This is a genomic window from Paraburkholderia sp. RL17-337-BIB-A (assembly GCF_046025895.1).
Classification (GTDB): Bacteria; Pseudomonadota; Gammaproteobacteria; order Burkholderiales; family Burkholderiaceae; genus Paraburkholderia; species Paraburkholderia fungorum_C.
Genome location: NZ_JARESY010000002.1, coordinates 1,264,012 through 1,281,641, shown reverse-complemented (window position 1 = coordinate 1,281,641; position 17,630 = coordinate 1,264,012). Strand labels below are relative to the sequence as shown.

Here is a 17,630-nt window from a genome sequence, read left to right as displayed (position 1 = left end):
GCGCCTGGCTCATCGCGCCGCGTGTGAGTCGGCGTCCGCCGCAAGCGCCGCGCTGACGACTGCCGCGGCGGGGACCGGTTCGCTATGCGGCGCGTCATTGGGTTTGGTCGACGTGAGCGGCTGCGACTCGGGCGTGCCGTGGTTGTCGTCCGGCGCGGGTACCCGGGCGGGCCCAGAGACCGGTACCGGGTTGCGATCAGGGGCAGGTGCCGGTTGCGGCGGCAGCGTGGGCGCAGCCAGCACGGGCGACGCCGCTGTAGCGCCCGATGAGGCTCCTGCAGCAGGCGCCGCATGCTTCTTGCCTTCCATGTTGCCGGTCAGATAGACGTTGCCTTCGGCCGCGTCGACGAAACCGTCGGTCGGCAGCGGATAGTTTTGCGGCAGGGGCTTCGCCAGGCGCGGCGTGACCACGAACACCAGTTCGGTCTTGTCCTGTTCGTAGTTCGTGCTGCGGAACAGCGCGCCGAGCACGGGAAGTTCGCCCACTCCCGGCAAGCCCTTGAGCGTACCGGTCACGTTGTTTTTGATCAGACCGCCAATCGCGAAGCTCTGCCCGTCGTACACCTGCAGCGTGGTCGAGGCGCGGCGGGTTGTGATCAGCGGCAGGATCGTCGTGTTATTCGAGTTGCCGGCGCTCACCACCACGCCGGTCGACGACAGCTCGGACACTTCCGGTGCGACCTTCAGGTTGATGCGGCCGCCTTCGAGCACGGTCGGCGTAAAGGTCAGGCCAACGCCGTACTGCTCTTCCTGCAGCACGATCGTCGTGCCGTTCGCGCCGTTGCTTTGCGGCACCGGAATGTAGACCTTGCCGCCCGCGAGGAAGCTGGCTTCCTGGCCGCTGATCGCCATCAGGTTCGGCTCGGCGAGGATCTTCACAAGCTGGTCGGTTTTCTGGGCGTCGAACGCAAGATTGAGCGGCGAGTTATTGGCCTTCGACGCTGTGATCGCGCTGAGCCCGCCGGACAGATAGTTCGCCAGCAAGCCAAAGCTCCAGCTGCCGATCCCGCCGTTGAGGTTGGCAGCCATGCCCAACTGGTCGATCAGTGTCTTCGACACTTCGGCAACCTTCACCTCGAGCATCACCTGCTGAGGCGCGGCGATATGCATCATATTGATAACGCGTTCCGAATTGCCGCTTCCCAACGACGGCGGCGGCGGCATGGCGACACGCACGCCGCCGATCGGCAGCGGCCCCGCAGCCGGCGCGGCGATCGGCACGGCCGCGGTAGGCCGCGCCACGAACGCGTGCGCGAGCTCGACGATGCGTTCAGCCTTCACCGAATCCGACACCACGCCGGTCAGCACCAGGGTGTCGGCGGCGGCTTTCACGCGCACGCCGGTTTCTTCGGGCATCAGTACCGCGAGTGTCTGTTGCAGGCCTGCCGGGTCCGCGCCGACGTTCACGTCGATGATCGTGCACGAGCCGCTCTTGCCCTGCACGATCATGTTGGTCGTGCCGACGTCCGAGCCGAGCAGATAGAGGGTGGTCGGCGACACCAGCATCGCCTGCACGATCGACGGGTTGCCGACCGTGCGGGTACGCACCGGCTCGCGCAGATCGACCATGGTCGACTTGCCGACCGGAATCTGTACCGACGTATGGTCAGCGACCGGCCCCGTGCAGCTCGGGCCTTTGCCGGCTTGCGACGAGCCGTTGGTTGGCGCGCCACTGCCGCTCATGCCGATGGTCAGATGCACTGGCCCGTTGGCCGCGACGGTGAGCGGCGTGTCCGGCAGCGCCGGCACGTTCTGCGCGGCGGCCTGCGTCGCGGGCAGCGCCCACAGGCAGGTGCCGATCAATCCGCATGCGCTCGCCTGGGCGATCCGCAACCGGGTCCTGAGTTGCGTGACGTGCGGAGCACTCGCCGCATGCGCGCGATGGTTCGGTCTGGCGTTCATGTCCTACCCCCGTAATGGCGCCGTTTGTCACGGCTTGCAGGCTGAGCCTGTCAAAAGCATTCTTGTCTTGAATCCGCACCGTCCAACACCCGCACGCAGTTGCCTGGCGCCCGTGCTACTACTTTCCGTACGATGTGCGCTGCCGGTGCCGGCGCAGGCGCCGCCGGTACGGCCACCGGAATCTTCAGCAGCGATGCCTTGGTGGCGCCACTCGTGTCGGTAGCTTGTGGATCGACCTGATTGCGCAACACCAGAGAAAGCGTGCCGATGCTGCGCGCGAGATCGATCTTCTCGGCCTGCTCGGGTGACACTTCGAGCGTCACCGCGTCGACGACTTTCGGTTTGGTCTCGTCACGCCCGACTTCCTGCGCGACCGCCAGCACGAGAATCTTTTCGAGCACGATCTTCGAAATGTTCTGATCGCGCTGCGTGCCCGGGTCTTTGCTGTCTTTCTGCGTATTGACGATGATGTCGACGTAGTTGCCCGGCAACGCGAAGCCGGCGACGCCGATCACATCGTTCACCCGCACCGTGATCGCGCGCTTGCCTTCGTTGATCACCGCCGACAAACCGCCGAGCGTGCCGACTGGCGAGAGCTTCGCCTCGAGGATCGGCTCGCCGTGCAACAGGCTTTCCTTCAGCACGCGGCCGTCGAGCTTCTGCATGTCGGAGAACGAACCCGGCGGCACACTGTTCGACGGCCAGTCCGCGACCTTGAGGAAATCAGGCGAGATGCGTTGACCCAGATTGATGTCCGACACGGCCACGACGACTTTCGTCGTCGCGCTGGAGGTCTGCGACGTCATCCAGCGCGCCGCGAAGACCACCGCGGTCAGGCCGGCCATCGTCGCGATCAGCAGCATGATTAAAGCGCGGGCGTTTTTCATTTCGTTCTCCTGCATCCTGTCGTCGGTCGACGACGCTATGAGAATGGAGCTACCACAGCCGATGACGGCGTATCAGTTGAATTCGACCAGGCGCAGCGTCGGCGGCGCAACGCCATCGTGTTCGGCCGCTACCGCGCTATCGAGATGCGAGGGGTCTACCTCGTCACACGCTCGCGAATAACACGACCGTGCTGCCCATCGCTATCGCTACGCCGTACGGTATGGTTCCGATCGAACCGTCTGCGAGACCGCTGCGTCGCTGCGCTGTGCCGCCACCGGGCACAGTAGTCTCGACCAGCAGCGAAGCGGCCCCGCTCAATCCGGTCAACATCTGGCGCCGCCGGAGCAACACCGCCAGCGACCACGCACCACCAATCGCAAAGGTCGCCAGTCCAATTGCGAATGCGCCGGATGCGCCGCAGAACGCGCCGATGGCTGCCATCAGCTTCACGTCGCCCGCACCCATCAAACGCATTGCGTAGCCCGGCAGGAAGATCAGGGCACCTGTCAGAGCACCGCCCAACCACAACTGCATGCCTTCGATGCCGCCATGCGCCAGCCACTGCGCGGGCACCGCTGCAGCCAACCCCACTACGACCAGCCAGTTCGGAATGCGCCTTGTCTGCATATCCCACAGCGCCGCGACAATCACCAGCGCCATCACACAAGGCCCGATCGGGAAAGGAACACCGTTCATTGCACGCTCCGTTCTGCGGATTGACATGTACCCGGGGGTGAGGTCCGTCGCTGCCCCGCCTCAAGCAGATGCATGAGACAGGGCAAGCGATCGGGCTTGCCTCTGCGGAATGCGCTACGCGTCAGGCTGCGGCCGTCAAAGCAGTCGTGACGCGGGTAAAAACGCCTTCGAGACCGGTGGTCATCGCTTGCACGGTCACGATGATCGCGACCGCGATGAGCCCAGCCAGCAGCGCATATTCGATCGCTGCAACACCGTCTTCTTCGCGCAGAAATTGTTGGATCGTGTTCTTCATGCTAACCCCCGTAAGAGTGAAAGTTGACTTCGGTTTGTGCCGCCACAGTTGCCTGAAAACAGGCTCACCGGAGCGGTGTTCAGGTCCGTCTATAGAGACGGAAAAAGTGGCGAGGTCAGCGCTTCACGTCGTCCCGGTCGCGAATGGCCGATACCCCGTATCGATCATTCGCGCCGTGCTTTCCCGACATCCGCTTTTCGTTGGCCCCGCCGCACCCCGTAAAGCGCGTTGACTTCCCCGACGCGTCTTTACGAAGACTGTTGTTGCTACCGGGATTTCTTCTTGCCGCTTGTTCGTTTGCTGCTTCCCGGCCGCAACGTGTTTCGCTGTGTGACTCGCTTATTGCACGCGCTATGCCATGCGCCCTCAAAGCCTTGCCGGACGGTGATTTGAGATCTGGCGGACCTTGCGAATGGGGATTCGCATCGTGCGATGTTTCGTGTTTGAGACGCCGCGGATGGCGGTCGCCGCGGGCCGGCGCGATGTGCCGCGGATCACCCGTGAATGAAGGAAAACCCTAAGCCTCGCTGACTGGCAATGGTTTGACGAATACTCCGGTCAAACATGCCGCGACCTCATGCGAAGAAGTAGCTTTTGCGGGCTGTGGACCGACATGTCGCAACCATGAGACGAAAAGCCGGCGTAGAGGCGGATCTGTCGCGGGATTGAGATGACCGGCTCATGCATCGCTATGTGCGCTGGCCCGCATTACCGGGATTGACGGAGGATTTATAAATCGCCTGGACGTGGGACAGGGAACGCGCCCGACGCTTTTTTTTGTGTGACGCAAGCGGTGCGTTCGCTTCGACTCGGACGAAGTGGAGAGCCTTACTGGTTCCGCGTCACGCGGCGAAACAGGATGATTCGAACGGCATTTGCTCAACGAGCGGCCGATCAAAAAACATCACGATTCGCGCGCCGCAAGTCACGTCGAATGCCTTCGAAGCAGACGATGTCCGGCTTAATTCAGCCCTGCGTAATAAGCCGCGCGAACCGACTGCTTTGGATTCCTGTGGACCGAAAAGAGAGATGCACCGCTAAACATCAGCCGCGAGCGCGCAAACGTTTAGCAAGCCATTCGCCTTGACGACTACCCTCCTTCGCCACCCTCCCGCGACGAGTCGGCCACCTCGATCCCATAGCGCTTGAGCTTCGCGTAAAGCAGCTGGCGGTTCACATTGAGCCGCCGCGCGGCATCGGTGCGGTTATTGCCGCTGTGCCGCAACGCGCGGCGAATCAGCATTTCCTCGAGCCGCGCGAGCGCCGAGGGCAGGTCCTCGTCCGGCCAGTCGAAGATCGGGTCCTGCGTCGATCCCGTATCCTCGAGGAACGCCAGATCGGTCGCGTGAATGTATTCGCCGCGCACCATCACGGCGGCGCGCTCCATCGTATTCTTGAGTTCACGCACGTTGCCGGGCCAGCCATAGCGGATCAGATGCGCCGCCGCATCCGCGGACAGGCGCTTGCCCGCCGTCGCGCGGTTCAGAAAATATTCGGCGAGCGGGACGATGTCAGCGATCCTTTCCGACAGCGGCGGCAAGTGGATCGGCACCACATGCAGCCGGTAGAACAGATCCTCGCGAAACGTGCCGTCCCGCACGCTGCGAACCAGATCGCGGTGAGTCGCCGCGATCACCCGCGCATTGATCGGAACCGGCTTGCCGCCAACCGGCACCACGACGCGCTCCTGCAATGCGCGCAGGATCTTGGCCTGCATGGCAATGTCCATGTCGCCGATCTCGTCGAGAAACAGGGTGCCGCCTTCGGCCTGGCGGAACGCCCCTTCGCGATCGGCGCTCGCGCCGGTGAATGCGCCACGCACGTGGCCGAAGAGTTCGCTCTCCAGCAGATCGGCCGGAATCGCCGCGCAATTGACCGCGACGAATGGCCCGCGCTTGCGCTGCCCGTGGTCGTGAATCGCGCGCGCGACCACCTCCTTGCCGGTGCCCGTTTCGCCCGTGATCAACACCGTGGCGTCGCTATCGGCGAGCACGCCGATAGTCTTCTGCACGGTGCGCATCGCCTCGCTCGAGCCGATCAGCGCCTCGGGCTCCTCAGCGCGGACACCCCCGCTGGATTCCACGACGCTCGCCAGCATGCGCTGCAACACCTGGGCGAGATCGGCGCGGCCGATCGGCTTGGTCAGATGATCGAAGGCGCCCAGACGCATGGCCTCGATCGTATTGGATGCGGTGGCGTGCGCGGTCAGCACGGTCACCGGCGGCGCACCGCCGCGCTCGCGCATGCGGCGCAGCACCTCGAGCCCGTCGATGCCGGGCATGCGCAGGTCGAGGAACATGGCGTTGACGGACTCGGTGCCGAGCAACTCGAGCGCAAGCATGCCATTGGCGGCCATGCACGCGCTGTGGCCGAGGTCGATGACCACTTCGGCAAGCGCATCGCGCATGGTCGCGTCATCGTCGACGATCAGGATGTGGGCCATGGCAAGATAATTTCGAAAGAAGTTCCGTTGTCCGTCATTACAAACCGCACCGAGCCGCCGTGCGCTTCGGCGACTTCGCGCACGATCGACAGGCCTAAACCCGTTCCATCCGGTCGCCCGGTCACGAACGGCTCGAACAGGTGATCCCGGATGCCCTCGGGCGGGCCGACGCCGCGATCGTGAACGGAGATGACGAGCGCATCCGCATCACGCATCGCGGCGACATGGATCGGGCTGCCTTCGGGCGCCGCGTTGATCGCATTCAGAATCAGATTGTCCAGCGCGCGCTGAAGCTGGTCCGGATCGAAACGCGCCTCGCCGGGTTCAGCCGTGCAGGCAATCGTCACCTGCTTCGCCGCCGCGCGCTCGGTGTGCTGCGCGATACATGCGTCGAGAAACGCCCTGACATCGATCCGTTCGCGCTTGGGCGCGTCATGTTCGGTGATGCTCAGCAGCCGGCGCACCAGCGCATCGAGCCGCTCGATCTCGCCGAGGATCACGCGCAACGCCTGGGGCTGACGCTCGGCCCCGCCGGCCACCGCGCTCTCGGCTTTCAGACGCATCGCCGCGATGGGGTTGCGTATCTCATGGGCGACGCCCGCTGCGACCCGGCCAATCGCAGCTAGCCGCTCGGCGGTCGCCATCTGCCGTGCGAGCTGGTCGCCACGCAGCCGCGCGGCGGAGAGCCGCCGCCCCGCCTCGTTCAACGCCAGCACGATGCGATCCAGTTCGCGTTCGCGGGTGGCCGGCAGCACCGGCATATCGGCGACGTCGTAGGTATTGAGCGCCGCCTCGATCTGCGAGACGTGGCGCGACCACGTCATGGTCAGCTGCGTCAGCAAGGCCGCGGCAATCAGCACGGTGACGAGCAGCACGGCTTGGCCCGCCATCATCTGGTAGTAACTGCTGCCCGCGAAGGTGAAGGCCCACGTCATCGTCCACGCGGTCAGACCGGGGAGCGGCCCGGGCAGCGGACACGCTGCGATCAGCAGGGTTTGCGAACGCACGTCGTAACGGTTGCTGGCCGCGCGGTCGTCGCTTAATGCGGTGGCATTGGTGGCGCGAATGCGCGGCAATTCGCCACCGGGCGGATCGGTGCGCATGGCGGCGCCGTCGTAGGTCGGAAAGGCATAGGCCAGCGAGCCTGTGCCGCCCTGCCAGATGCCGCCTTGCACGCCCGGCCGGTTGCGCAGCGCGTCTTGCACGAGCGCGGTCAGGCGTTTGCGCAGGGCGGCGTTGTCCGGCGAGGACGAGAGGTCCGCCAGTTCGCCGCCTTGCACACGGTACGCCGCGGCAATCGATTCGCAGGCGCGGCTGTTCTCAGCCGCCGCCTGGCCGACCCGCGCCGCAGCCGACTGGTGGAACAGCCCGATCATCAAGGTGGCCGTCGCGCCCGCGGCGACCACCAGCAGGACGAGCAGTAAGACAAGACGACCGCGTAACGAGCGAAGCATGGGGATCCTGGTGTGTTCCGGCGTTGCACATCGACAAGCTTATCTGATGCGAATGGTATGCCAGGCTGAACCCGGCAGGCATGAGACCGGCGGGCGGCAGGCGCTGACGCGGCCATGGCCGCCGCGTTGACGCGAGGCGCACGCTCGGTGGAACCGCGTGCCGGGTTGTTGTGCCGGGTTGTTGTGCCGGGTTGTTGTGCCGGGTTGTCGAGCCGGGGTTGTCGTGCCGGGGTTGTCGTGCCGGGGTTGTCGTGCCGGGGTCGTCGTGCCGGGGTCGTCGTGCGCAGGTCGTCGTGAGGGTTGTCGTGAGGGTTGTCGTGAGGGTTGTCGTGAGGGTTGTCGTGAGGGTTGTCGTGAGGGTTGTCGTGAGGGTTGTCGTGAGGGTTGTCGTGAGGGTTGTCGTGAGGGTTGTCGTGCGGGTTGTCGCGTGGGTCGTCGTGCGCAGGTTGTCGTGATTCATGACAGCGTTCGTCGCAAATCATGACACAGCGGCGTCGTCCCACGCACCCAAGGCCCCGGCGCATCGGCACACCCCACTTGGCATAGTCGTTGCAAACTCTGGCCCGCAGCCTCTCGATGGCGGCACACCCCCGCTTTCCCGAACGAGGCACAGATGCAAAGAAAACACCTGAACTGGACCGCGGCCGTAGTGATCCTGTTGCTGGCCATAGCAGCGGTCTGGTTTTTCCACTTCCGGCATCCCGCGCGAAAAGCGCCGGCGGCGCCGCGCGGCACGCCCGTTTCGGCCGTCGCGGCCAAACTGGCAGATGTGCCCGTCTACATCGATTCACTCGGCACCGTGACGCCGACGCGAACCGTCACGGTGATCACCCAGGTCAACGGCATTCTCGATTCAGTCGACTTCAAGGAAGGCCAGTTGGTCCATCGAGGCCAGGTGATCGCGCGCATCGATTCGCGCGCCCTGGAAGCGCAACTCGTGCAGGCGCAAGGCATGCTGACCCATGACAAGGCCGCGCTTGCCAACGCGCAACTCGATTTGCAGCGCTATCGTCAGTTGATCAAGGTCGGCTCGATCACGCAGCAGACGCTGGATACCCAGCTCGCCACCGTCAACGAAGACCAGGGCACGGTCGTCTCGGACACCGGCAACGTGCAGAACCTCCAGGTGCAGGTGAGCTACTGCACGATCACCTCGCCGGTGGACGGCGTGGTCGGTCTGCGCCTCGTCGATCCGGGCAACTACGTGACGACCGCGAGCACCACCGGCGTCGCGGTGATCACGCAGTTGCAGCCGGCCACCGTGGTGTACGCGGTGCCCGAAGACTATCTCGGCCAGATCCGTCAGGCGATGTCGCGCGGTACGGTCGCGGTGCTCGCGTATGACCGCGACAAGAAAACGTTGCTGACGCAAGGCACGCTGATGGCGCTCGACAACCAGGTGGATACGTCGACCGGCACGATCAAGGTCAAGGCGGAGTTTCCGCAGTCGGGCAATACGTTGTTTCCGAATCAGTTCGTCAATGCACGCATGCAGGCGGACACGTTAAAGCAGATTCCGGTGATTCCCACTGCCGCGATCCAGCACGGCATCAATGGCGACTTCGTGTTCGTGGTCGGCGCGGGCGGCAAGGTCGCGCTGCGCAACGTGAAGGCGGGTCCGGTGAGTGGCGACGATACGGCGATTCTCGATGGCGGTGTCAAGGCCGGCGAGCAGGTGGTGACCGATGGCGCCGACAAACTCGATAACGGCTCGGTGGTGCGCGTGGTGGCGGCGGCGCCGGTGGGGGCCTCGGCTGCGTCGGGCTCGTCTACCGTAGCGGCGGCGTCCACGACAGCGGCGTCATCGGCCTCGTCCGCGTCGGGTTGGTCTACCGCAGCGGCGCCGTCCACGACAGCGCCGTCATCGGCCTCGTCCGCGTCGGGTTCGTCTACCGCAGCGGCGCCGTCCACGACAGATGCGTCATCGGCGTCCCCGGCCGCGTCCGCTTCGGCCGCGTCCAATTAACCGGCCGCCGTCATGAACATTTCCCGCCCCTTCATCGAGCGGCCGATCGCGACGTCGCTGCTGATGGTCGCCGTGCTGCTCGCCGGCCTGCTCGGTTATCACCTGTTGCCCGTCTCCGCGCTGCCCGAGGTGGATTACCCGACGATCCAGGTCTACACGCAGTATCCGGGGGCGAGTCCTGACGTGGTCAGCTCGTCGATCACGGCGCCGCTCGAAGTCCAGCTCGGCGAAATGGCGGGACTGAAAACCATGAACTCGACGAGTTCGAACGGCGTATCGGTCATTACGCTCGAGTTCGATCTCGCGCTCTCCCTCGACGTCGCCGAACAGGAAGTGCAGGCCGCCATCAACGCGTCCGCCAGCTTCCTGCCGACCAACCTGCCCTATCCGCCGGTCTACAGCAAGGTCAATCCGGCGGACGCGCCGGTCGTGACCTTGTCGCTCACCTCGGACGTGCTGCCGCTCACCAAAATCGAAGATCTCGCCGATACCCGGCTCGCGCAGAAAATCTCGCAAATCACCGGCGTGGGTCTCGTGACAATCAGCGGCGGCCAGCGGCCGGCCGTGCGTATCGAAGCCAATTCGGGCGCGCTCAATTCGCTGGGACTGTCTCTCGACGATGTGCGCACGGCCCTCGGCAACGCCAACGTCAACCAGGCAAAGGGCAATCTGGACGGCAAATACCAGGCCTATTCGATCGGTGCGAACGACCAGTTGCAGTCCGCCGATCAGTACCCGGACGTGATCCTCGCGTACAAGAACGGCGCGCCGATCCGGCTCGCGCAGATCGCGAAATCGGTCGAGGCCGCCGAAGACGTGCAGCAGGCCGCATGGACCAACAGCACGCCGTCGATCGTCCTGAATATTCAGCGGCAACCGGGCGCCAATGTGATCGACGTGGTGGACCGCGTGCAGAAACTGCTGCCGCAGTTGCGCGCGAGCTTACCCGCCACACTGAAAGTCGCCGTGCTGACCGACCGCACGCAAACCATCCGTGCTTCCGTCACCGATGTCGAATACGAACTCGCGGTGGCCGTCGCGCTGGTCGTGATGGTCATTTTCATCTTCCTGCGCAAAGTGGCCGCGACCGTCATTCCCGCCGTGACGGTGCCGTTGTCGCTGATCGGCACGCTCGCGGTCGCTTATGGGCTCGGCTTTTCGCTGAACAATCTGACGCTGATGTCGCTCACCATTGCGACGGGCTTCGTGGTGGACGACGCCATCGTGATGATCGAAAACATCACCCGCTATATCGAGGCAGGCGACAAGCCGCTCGAAGCCGCCTTGAAAGGCTCGAAGCAGATCGGCTTCACGATCATCTCGCTGTCGGTCTCGCTGATCGCGGTGATGATTCCGCTGCTGTTCATGGGCGACGTGGTGGGCCGGCTGTTCCGCGAATTCGCGCTGACGCTCGCGATCGCGATCGTCATTTCGGCTTTCGTGTCGCTCACGCTCACGCCGATGATGTGCTCGCGCATGTTCAAGGAACATGAAGAAGAAAAGCGCGTTGACTTCTTCGACCGCGTGAATCAGCGCTATGTGCAAGGTCTCGGCTGGGTGCTGGAGCATCGGGGGTTAACGTTGCTCTCCGTGGCGCTGACCGCCGCGTTGACCTTTCTGGTGCTGATACTGATGCCCAAGGGCTTCTTCCCGGAACAGGACACGGGGTTGATCGAAGGCATCTCGCAAGCCGCGCCGACCATCTCGTTTCCGTACATGGTCCAGAAGCAGCAGCAACTGGTCAGCGATCTGCTGAAGGATCCGGCGGTGGCGAGTCTGTCGTCGTTTGTCGGGATCAACCAGACCAGCCCGACGCTCAACCAGGGCACCGTGCTGATCAACCTGAAGGACAAAGGCGATCGCGATAGCAGCGCCGCGGTGATCCGGCGCCTCTCGGACGCCACCGGCAATCTCGCCGGTATGCGGCTGTTTCTGCATCCGGTGCAGGATCTGACGCTCGACGACACCATCTCGACCACCAGCTATCGCGTCGGCCTGCAGGCCACCGACCCGGCGGTGCTCGATCAATGGACCGGCAAGCTGATCGCCGCGCTGCGGCAAAACCCGGCGTTCGCCGACGTGCAAAGCCAGGCGCTGCAGCAAGGCAACCAGATCCAGCTGACTTTCGACCGCGCCACTGCCTCGCGTCTCGGCGTCACGCCGCAAGCTATCGACGATGTGCTGTACGACGCCTTCGGCCAGCGCCAGGTGTCGACCATCTACACGCAGCTCAACCAGTATCACGTCGTGTTGGTGGCTGACAAAACTTCGGGCGATCTGTCGGATCTGCTCTCCGGCCTTTATGTCGACACGGCGTCGGGCGGCGTCGCGCCGCTCGCGAGCATGGCGACGATGAAGGTGATCCACGCGCCGGTGACGATCAACCGCCAAGGCCAATTCCCTTACGCCGATGTCTCCTTCAACCTGCAACCTGGTTATACGCTCGGCACCGCGGTCTCACGGCTCGCCGACATCGAGAAGCAGATCGGCCTGCCCTTGACCGTGCAGGCCTCGCTGGAAGGGACAGCGGCAACGTTCCAGTCATCTCTTTCGAACGAAGCATTTCTGGTGGGCGCCGCGATCATTGTCGTGTATCTGATGCTCGGCGTGCTGTACGAAAGCTTCATCCACCCCGTGACGATCCTCTCGACTTTGCCCTCCGCGGCACTCGGCGCACTGCTGGCGCTGGTCATCACCGGCACGCAGTTCGACATCATCGGCCTGATCGGGATCGTGCTGCTGATCGGCATCGTGATGAAGAACGCGATCATGATGATCGACTTCGCGCTCGAACTCGAACGCAACGAAAAACTGCCTGCCCTCGAAGCGATTCGCCGCGCCGCCGAACTGCGCTTCCGCCCAATCCTGATGACCACCATGGCCTCGCTGTTCGGCGCGGTGCCGCTCGCGTTCGGCACCGGCATGGGCTCGGAGTTGCGGCATCCGCTCGGCATCGCGATTATCGGCGGTCTCGTGATCAGTCAATTGCTCACGCTGTTCTCCACGCCGGTCATGTATCTCGCGATGCATCGCGTCGAAGACCGCTTCAGCAAGCGCAAACCGGCCACCGCGGAGTAACGCGATGAACCTCTCCGAACCGTTCATCCGGCGCCCCGTCGCGACCACGCTGCTGGCGATCGGCATTGCACTGTTCGGTGCGCTCGCGTTTAAGCTGCTGCCGGTCGCGCCGCTGCCCGAAATCGATTTCCCGACCATCAGCGTGCGGGCGACGTTACCCGGCGCCGATCCGAATACCGTCGCCACCTCGGTCGCCACGCCGCTGGAACGCCAGTTCGGGCAGATTTCCGGCATCACGCAGATGACCTCGGTCAGTTCGCTGGGCGCCACGCGCATCACCATCCAGTTCGACCTGAACCGCAACATCGACGGCGCGGCGCGCGACGTGCAGGCCGCCATCAGCGCGGCGCGCACCAATTTGCCGGCGAACCTCGACGGCAATCCGACCTACCGCAAGGTGAATCCCGCCGATGCGCCGATCCTGATCGTCAGCCTGACCTCCGATTCGGCGACCCGTGGCCAGCTCTACGATGCCGCGTCCACCGTGCTGCAACAGAAGCTGCTGCAAACGCCGGGGGTGGGCGACGTCACCGTGGGCGGCGGCGCCCTGCCCGCGGTGCGAATCGAACTGAACCCGGATCGCGTGAATCACTACGGCATCAGTCTCGAACAGATCCGCGCCGCCATCGCCAATTCGAACGTCGATCTGCCGAAGGGCTCGGCGGCCGTGGGCGGCGTGAAGTACAACATCGGCGCCAACGACATGCTGTACAACCCGCAGGATTACGCACCGTTGATCGTCAAGCAGAGCGGCAACGACGTGGTGCACATCTCCGATCTCGGCTATGTACGCCAGGACGTCGAGAATCTGGAGAACTATGGTTTGTCGAACGGCAAACCGGCCGTGCTGCTGATCGTCTACAAGCAGCCTGGCGCGAACGTGATCGACACCGTCAACAACGTGAAGGCCGCGCTGCCGTTTCTCGAAGCATCGATCCCGCCGACCATCAAGTTGAACATTCTGATGGATCGCACCTCGACGATCCGCGCCTCGCTGCTGGATGTGGAGATCACACTGGCGATCTCCGTGCTGCTCGTCACCGCCGTCACGTTCGCGTTTTTCCGCAACTGGCGCACCACGCTCGTGCCGGCGATCGTCGTGCCGCTCTCGCTGCTCGGCACCTTCGGCGTAATGTACTTTCTCGGCTTCAGCCTGAACAATCTTTCGCTGATGGCGCTCACCATCTCGACGGGCTTCGTGGTCGACGACGCGATCGTGGTGGTCGAAAACATCATGCGCCACATGGAACGCGGCGAGCCGCCGATGCTCGCGGCCCTGAACGGCACGCGCGAAGTCGGCTTCACGGTGCTGACGATCAGCGTCTCGCTGATTGCGGTGTTCATTCCGCTGCTGTTGATGGGCGGTATCGTTGGGCGGCTATTTCGCGAGTTCTCAGTGTCGCTCTCGGTGGCCATCATCATGTCGATGTTCATCTCGCTCACCGTCACGCCGATGCTCTCGAGCATCGCGTTGCGCAGCAGCGGCACGACTCACGAAGACAACGAATACCCGGACTCGCGCTTTCACCGCTTCTACGGCCGCACGCTCGGCTGGGTGATCCGCCATCCGGTGTTGATGGGCATCGTCACGATTCTGGTGCTGGCGCTCAACGTGCTGCTTTATATCGTCATCCCTAAGGGCTTTTTCCCGCAGGAGGATACCGGTCGCCTGGTCGGCCAGGTGCAGGCCTCGCAAAGCATTTCGTACCACGCCATGCAGCAGAAATTCCTCAAGATCAATCAGCTGGTGTTGAAGAATCCGAATGTGGAGGCGGTGGGCGGTTTCGTGGGCGGCTCCAACGCGGTCAATAGCGCCATGATGTTCATCACGCTCAAACCGCTCGGCCCACGCAAGGCGACGGCCGATCAGGTGATCGCTCAACTGCGCCGCACCCTGGGCAATATTCCCGGTGCGCGGCTGTACCTGCAATCGGCACAGGACATCACCGTGGGCGGCCGGCAAAGCGGCGCGCAATACCAGTTCACCATGACCGCCGACGAGCAGACCGACCTCGACAAGTGGGTGCCCAAGGTGGTCGCCGTCATGCATAAACTGCCGATGCTGCAGGACATCAACACGGATCAACAAGACAACAGCATGCAGGCCAGTGTCGACGTGAATCGCGACACGGCCGGGCGCCTCGGCGTGAACTTCGATTCGATCGACCAGGGACTGTACGACGCCTTCGGCCAACGCCAGGTGTCGACCATCTACAAGTCGGCGAATCAGTATCACGTGGTGATGGAGCTCGCCCCCGAGTACTGGACCGACCCCGCGGCATTGAAGGGCATCTATGTGCCGGCCGGTGCGCCGGCTACGTCGAGCAGCGGTTCGACCGGCAGCGGCACCTCGAGCGCGGCGAGTGTCGCGACGTCGGCCAGCGCGGCCTCGGCGGCCGCTGCCGCGGCGAGCGCGGCGGCTGTGGCCGGTCCCGGCAGCCGCACGGACACGCCTTCTACCGCTGTGCTGTCGAACGGCAACGCGCTGGTGCCGCTGTCGGCGATCGCGCATTTCTCGACCAGTCAGACCGCGATCTCGATCAACCACCAGGGCACCTTTCCGGCCGTCACCGCTTCGTTCAATCTCGGTCCGGGCGCCTCGATCGGCGAGGCCACCCAGCAGGTCGACGAAGCGGTCGCCCAGTTGCGCATGCCGGCCAGCATCGTCGGCAGTTTTGCGGGCACCGCGCAGGTGTTTCAGCAATCGGTGGCGAGCGAACCGATCCTGATCGTCGCCGCAATGCTGACCGTGTATATCGTGCTCGGCATGCTCTACGAGAACCTGATGCATCCGCTGACGATTCTCTCCACGCTGCCCTCGGCGGGCGTGGGTGCATTGATCGCGCTGCTCGTGACGAACACGCAGCTGTCGATCATCGCGCTGGTGGGCGTGATTCTGCTGATCGGTATCGTCAAGAAGAACGCGATCATGATGATCGACTTTGCCATCACCGAAGAGCGCCAGTCCAACCTGCCGCCTGAGCAGGCGATTACGCGCGCCTGCCTGATCCGTTTCCGCCCGATCATGATGACCACCAGCGCGGCCATTCTCGGCGCGATGCCGCTGGTGTTCGGCTCCGGCTACGGGTCCGAATTCCGCAAGCCGCTCGGCATTTCGATTATCGGCGGCCTGATTTTCAGCCAGATGCTCACGCTCTACACGACGCCGGTCATCTATCTGTGGCTCGACCGGGCCTGTCAGCGTCTGCGGCGCCACAAGAAGGAGGCACGATCATGAGGACGAGGCCATTGCCCAAGCCCACCTATGCTGTTTCGACGCCTCGCCGTGCGAGACTCACACCACCGCCTGCGTGGCGTGGCGTCTGTATCGCGCTGGCTGCGCTGTCCACGTTGTGCGTGGCGGGCTGCGCCGTCGGGCCGGATTACAGCAAACCCACCGTGACGATTCCCGCCACCTTCAAGGAAGGCGTGGACTGGCAACGCGCGCAGGCCGATCCGCAAGCATCGCTCTCCAGCACGTGGTGGCAGGTCTATCAGGACGACACCCTGTCGCAGCTGATCGGGCAGTCGCTCAAGGCGAATCAGTCGATCGCCGCGGCAGAAGCCGCTTACCGTCTCGCGCAGGCCACCGTCGACGCCAATCGCGCGAGCCTCTTTCCGGTCATCACCGCAGGCCTGTCCGCCACGCGCAGCGGCACCGGCACGGGAGCGGCCAGCTCGGGCATCAGCAGTACGACAGGCAGCACGACCGCGGGCATCCGCAATTCGGTCAATGCGACTGCGGCGGCGAGTTGGGAGCCCGATTTGTGGGGCGAAATCCGCCGCGAGATCGAATCGGCGAAAGCCGGCGCCCAGGCGAGCGATGCCCAGCTTGCGGGCGAACGGCTCTCGATCGCCGCGAGCGTCGCCACCGATTATTTCGCGCTACGCCAGGCCGATCTGGATATCGCTTCGCTCAAACAGCAGCAGACCATCGACGAGCGCATTCTCGAGATCACGCGGACGGCATTGCTGAATGGCACCGCCTCGAACGACGAGGTGCTGGTCGCTCAGGACACTCTGGAGGTCGTGATCGCCGATCTGCAGAGCACCGAAACGTCGCGCGAGCAGGACGAGCACGCGATCGCCGTGCTGACCGGTGTGCCGCCAGCCGGCTTCTCGGTGACGCCGAAGGCCGACTATGTGTTCGTCAATCCGCAGGTGCCGCTCGCCTTGCCGTCGCAGTTGCTGCTGCGGCGCTACGACGTGGTCAGCGCGGAACGCGCGGCGGCTTCGGCAAACGCGAAAATCGGCGCGGCCGAAGCGGCTTTCTTCCCGGTGCTGGATCTGTCGGCGCAAGGGGGTTTTGAGCACAACACGTTCGCGCATCTGTTCTCGCTGCCGAGCCGCGTCTGGACGCTAGGCCCCGACCTGGCGGCGACGATCTTCGACGGCGGCGCACGCAGCGCGGCGGTCAGCGAAGCACGCGCGACCTATGAAGAGGACGTGGCCACTTATCGTGGCGCGGTGCTGTCGGCGTTTCAGAATGTCGAGGACACGCTGTCGTCCATTAATCATCTCGAGCGGCAAACGCAGTCTTTCGAAAGCATTCTTCAGCGTAATCAGCAGCTGTTTGCCAGCGAACGCGCGCAATTGCTGGCCGGCACGGCGAGCGAGGAAAATGTCCTGACGCAGCAGCTCACCTTGCTGCAGGCCGGGCAGTCGCTCAAGGATAGTCAGTCGCTGCTGACGCAAGGCAGCGTCGCGCTGATCAGGAATCTGGGCGGCGGCTGGCAATGGGATGAAAGCCGGCAGGCGGCGGTCAATACCGCGGGCAACGCCGCAGGCAATACCGCGGTCGATACCGCGGTCAATACGGAACGAGCCGCGCCGGATGCTACTCCAGCGCATTAACGCCCCCGCGCTGCGCGCGCGGTCCCGCGTGGTAAGGCCGGGGCGCCTTCGACC

General features: G+C 64.2%; 11 protein-coding genes. 5 read left to right on the top strand and 6 right to left on the bottom strand.

All coding sequences use genetic code 11. The annotated features are described in order from the left end of the window. Positions 1–9 precede the first annotated feature (9 nt). The 6 genes from P0D84_RS26635 to P0D84_RS26610 all read right to left on the bottom strand — a co-directional run bounded on the left by P0D84_RS26635 (position 10) and on the right by P0D84_RS26610 (position 7,630). The gene (locus P0D84_RS26635; RefSeq protein ID WP_408341643.1) at positions 10–1,902 is read right to left on the bottom strand and encodes a type II and III secretion system protein family protein; all 1,893 of its coding nucleotides are present in this window, start codon (positions 1,900–1,902) and stop codon (positions 10–12) included. A 50-nt stretch (positions 1,903–1,952) separates the two neighbouring features. Further along, positions 1,953–2,789: a Flp pilus assembly protein CpaB gene (gene cpaB / locus P0D84_RS26630; RefSeq protein WP_408341642.1), complete on the bottom strand. Its 837-nt coding sequence runs from the start codon at positions 2,787–2,789 to the stop codon at positions 1,953–1,955. A gap of 163 nt (positions 2,790–2,952) precedes the next feature. Then, on the bottom strand, positions 2,953–3,486 hold the full coding sequence (locus tag P0D84_RS26625) for an A24 family peptidase (RefSeq protein ID WP_408341641.1): 534 nt from the start codon (positions 3,484–3,486) through the stop codon (positions 2,953–2,955). 121 nt (positions 3,487–3,607) lie between these two features. Further along, entirely contained in the window at positions 3,608–3,781 is a 174-nt protein-coding gene (locus P0D84_RS26620) for a Flp family type IVb pilin (protein WP_408341640.1), read from the bottom strand. Positions 3,782–4,871: 1,090 nt separating this feature from the next. Continuing rightward, on the bottom strand, positions 4,872–6,224 hold the full coding sequence (locus P0D84_RS26615; protein ID WP_408341639.1) for a sigma-54-dependent transcriptional regulator: 1,353 nt from the start codon (positions 6,222–6,224) through the stop codon (positions 4,872–4,874). Further along, positions 6,209–7,630 carry a sensor histidine kinase gene (locus tag P0D84_RS26610; RefSeq protein ID WP_408341638.1) on the bottom strand — a complete coding sequence of 474 codons (1,422 nt, stop codon included), beginning with the start codon at positions 7,628–7,630 and terminating at the stop codon, positions 6,209–6,211. Before P0D84_RS26610 ends, P0D84_RS26615 begins: the two co-directional genes overlap by 16 nt. A 341-nt stretch (positions 7,631–7,971) precedes the next feature. On the opposite strand from P0D84_RS26610, the gene P0D84_RS26605 reads away from it, so the two are divergent. From P0D84_RS26605 to P0D84_RS26585, 5 genes are all read left to right on the top strand, one after another. Beyond that, positions 7,972–8,133, top strand: a complete 162-nt coding sequence (locus P0D84_RS26605; RefSeq protein ID WP_408341637.1) for a hypothetical protein — start codon at positions 7,972–7,974, stop codon at positions 8,131–8,133. A 158-nt stretch (positions 8,134–8,291) separates the two neighbouring features. Next, complete coding sequence (locus P0D84_RS26600; RefSeq protein ID WP_408341636.1) at positions 8,292–9,644, top strand: efflux RND transporter periplasmic adaptor subunit; 1,353 nt, start codon at positions 8,292–8,294, stop codon at positions 9,642–9,644. A gap of 12 nt (positions 9,645–9,656) precedes the next feature. Continuing rightward, positions 9,657–12,722 carry an efflux RND transporter permease subunit gene (locus P0D84_RS26595; protein WP_408341635.1) on the top strand — a complete coding sequence of 1,022 codons (3,066 nt, stop codon included), beginning with the start codon at positions 9,657–9,659 and terminating at the stop codon, positions 12,720–12,722. Positions 12,723–12,726: 4 nt separating this feature from the next. After that, positions 12,727–15,960, top strand: coding sequence for an efflux RND transporter permease subunit (locus tag P0D84_RS26590; RefSeq protein ID WP_408341634.1), 3,234 nt, complete (start codon positions 12,727–12,729; stop codon positions 15,958–15,960). After that, complete coding sequence (locus P0D84_RS26585; RefSeq protein ID WP_408341633.1) at positions 15,957–17,576, top strand: efflux transporter outer membrane subunit; 1,620 nt, start codon at positions 15,957–15,959, stop codon at positions 17,574–17,576. The genes P0D84_RS26590 and P0D84_RS26585 overlap by 4 nt, the downstream gene beginning before the upstream one ends. Positions 17,577–17,630: the final 54 nt, after the last annotated feature.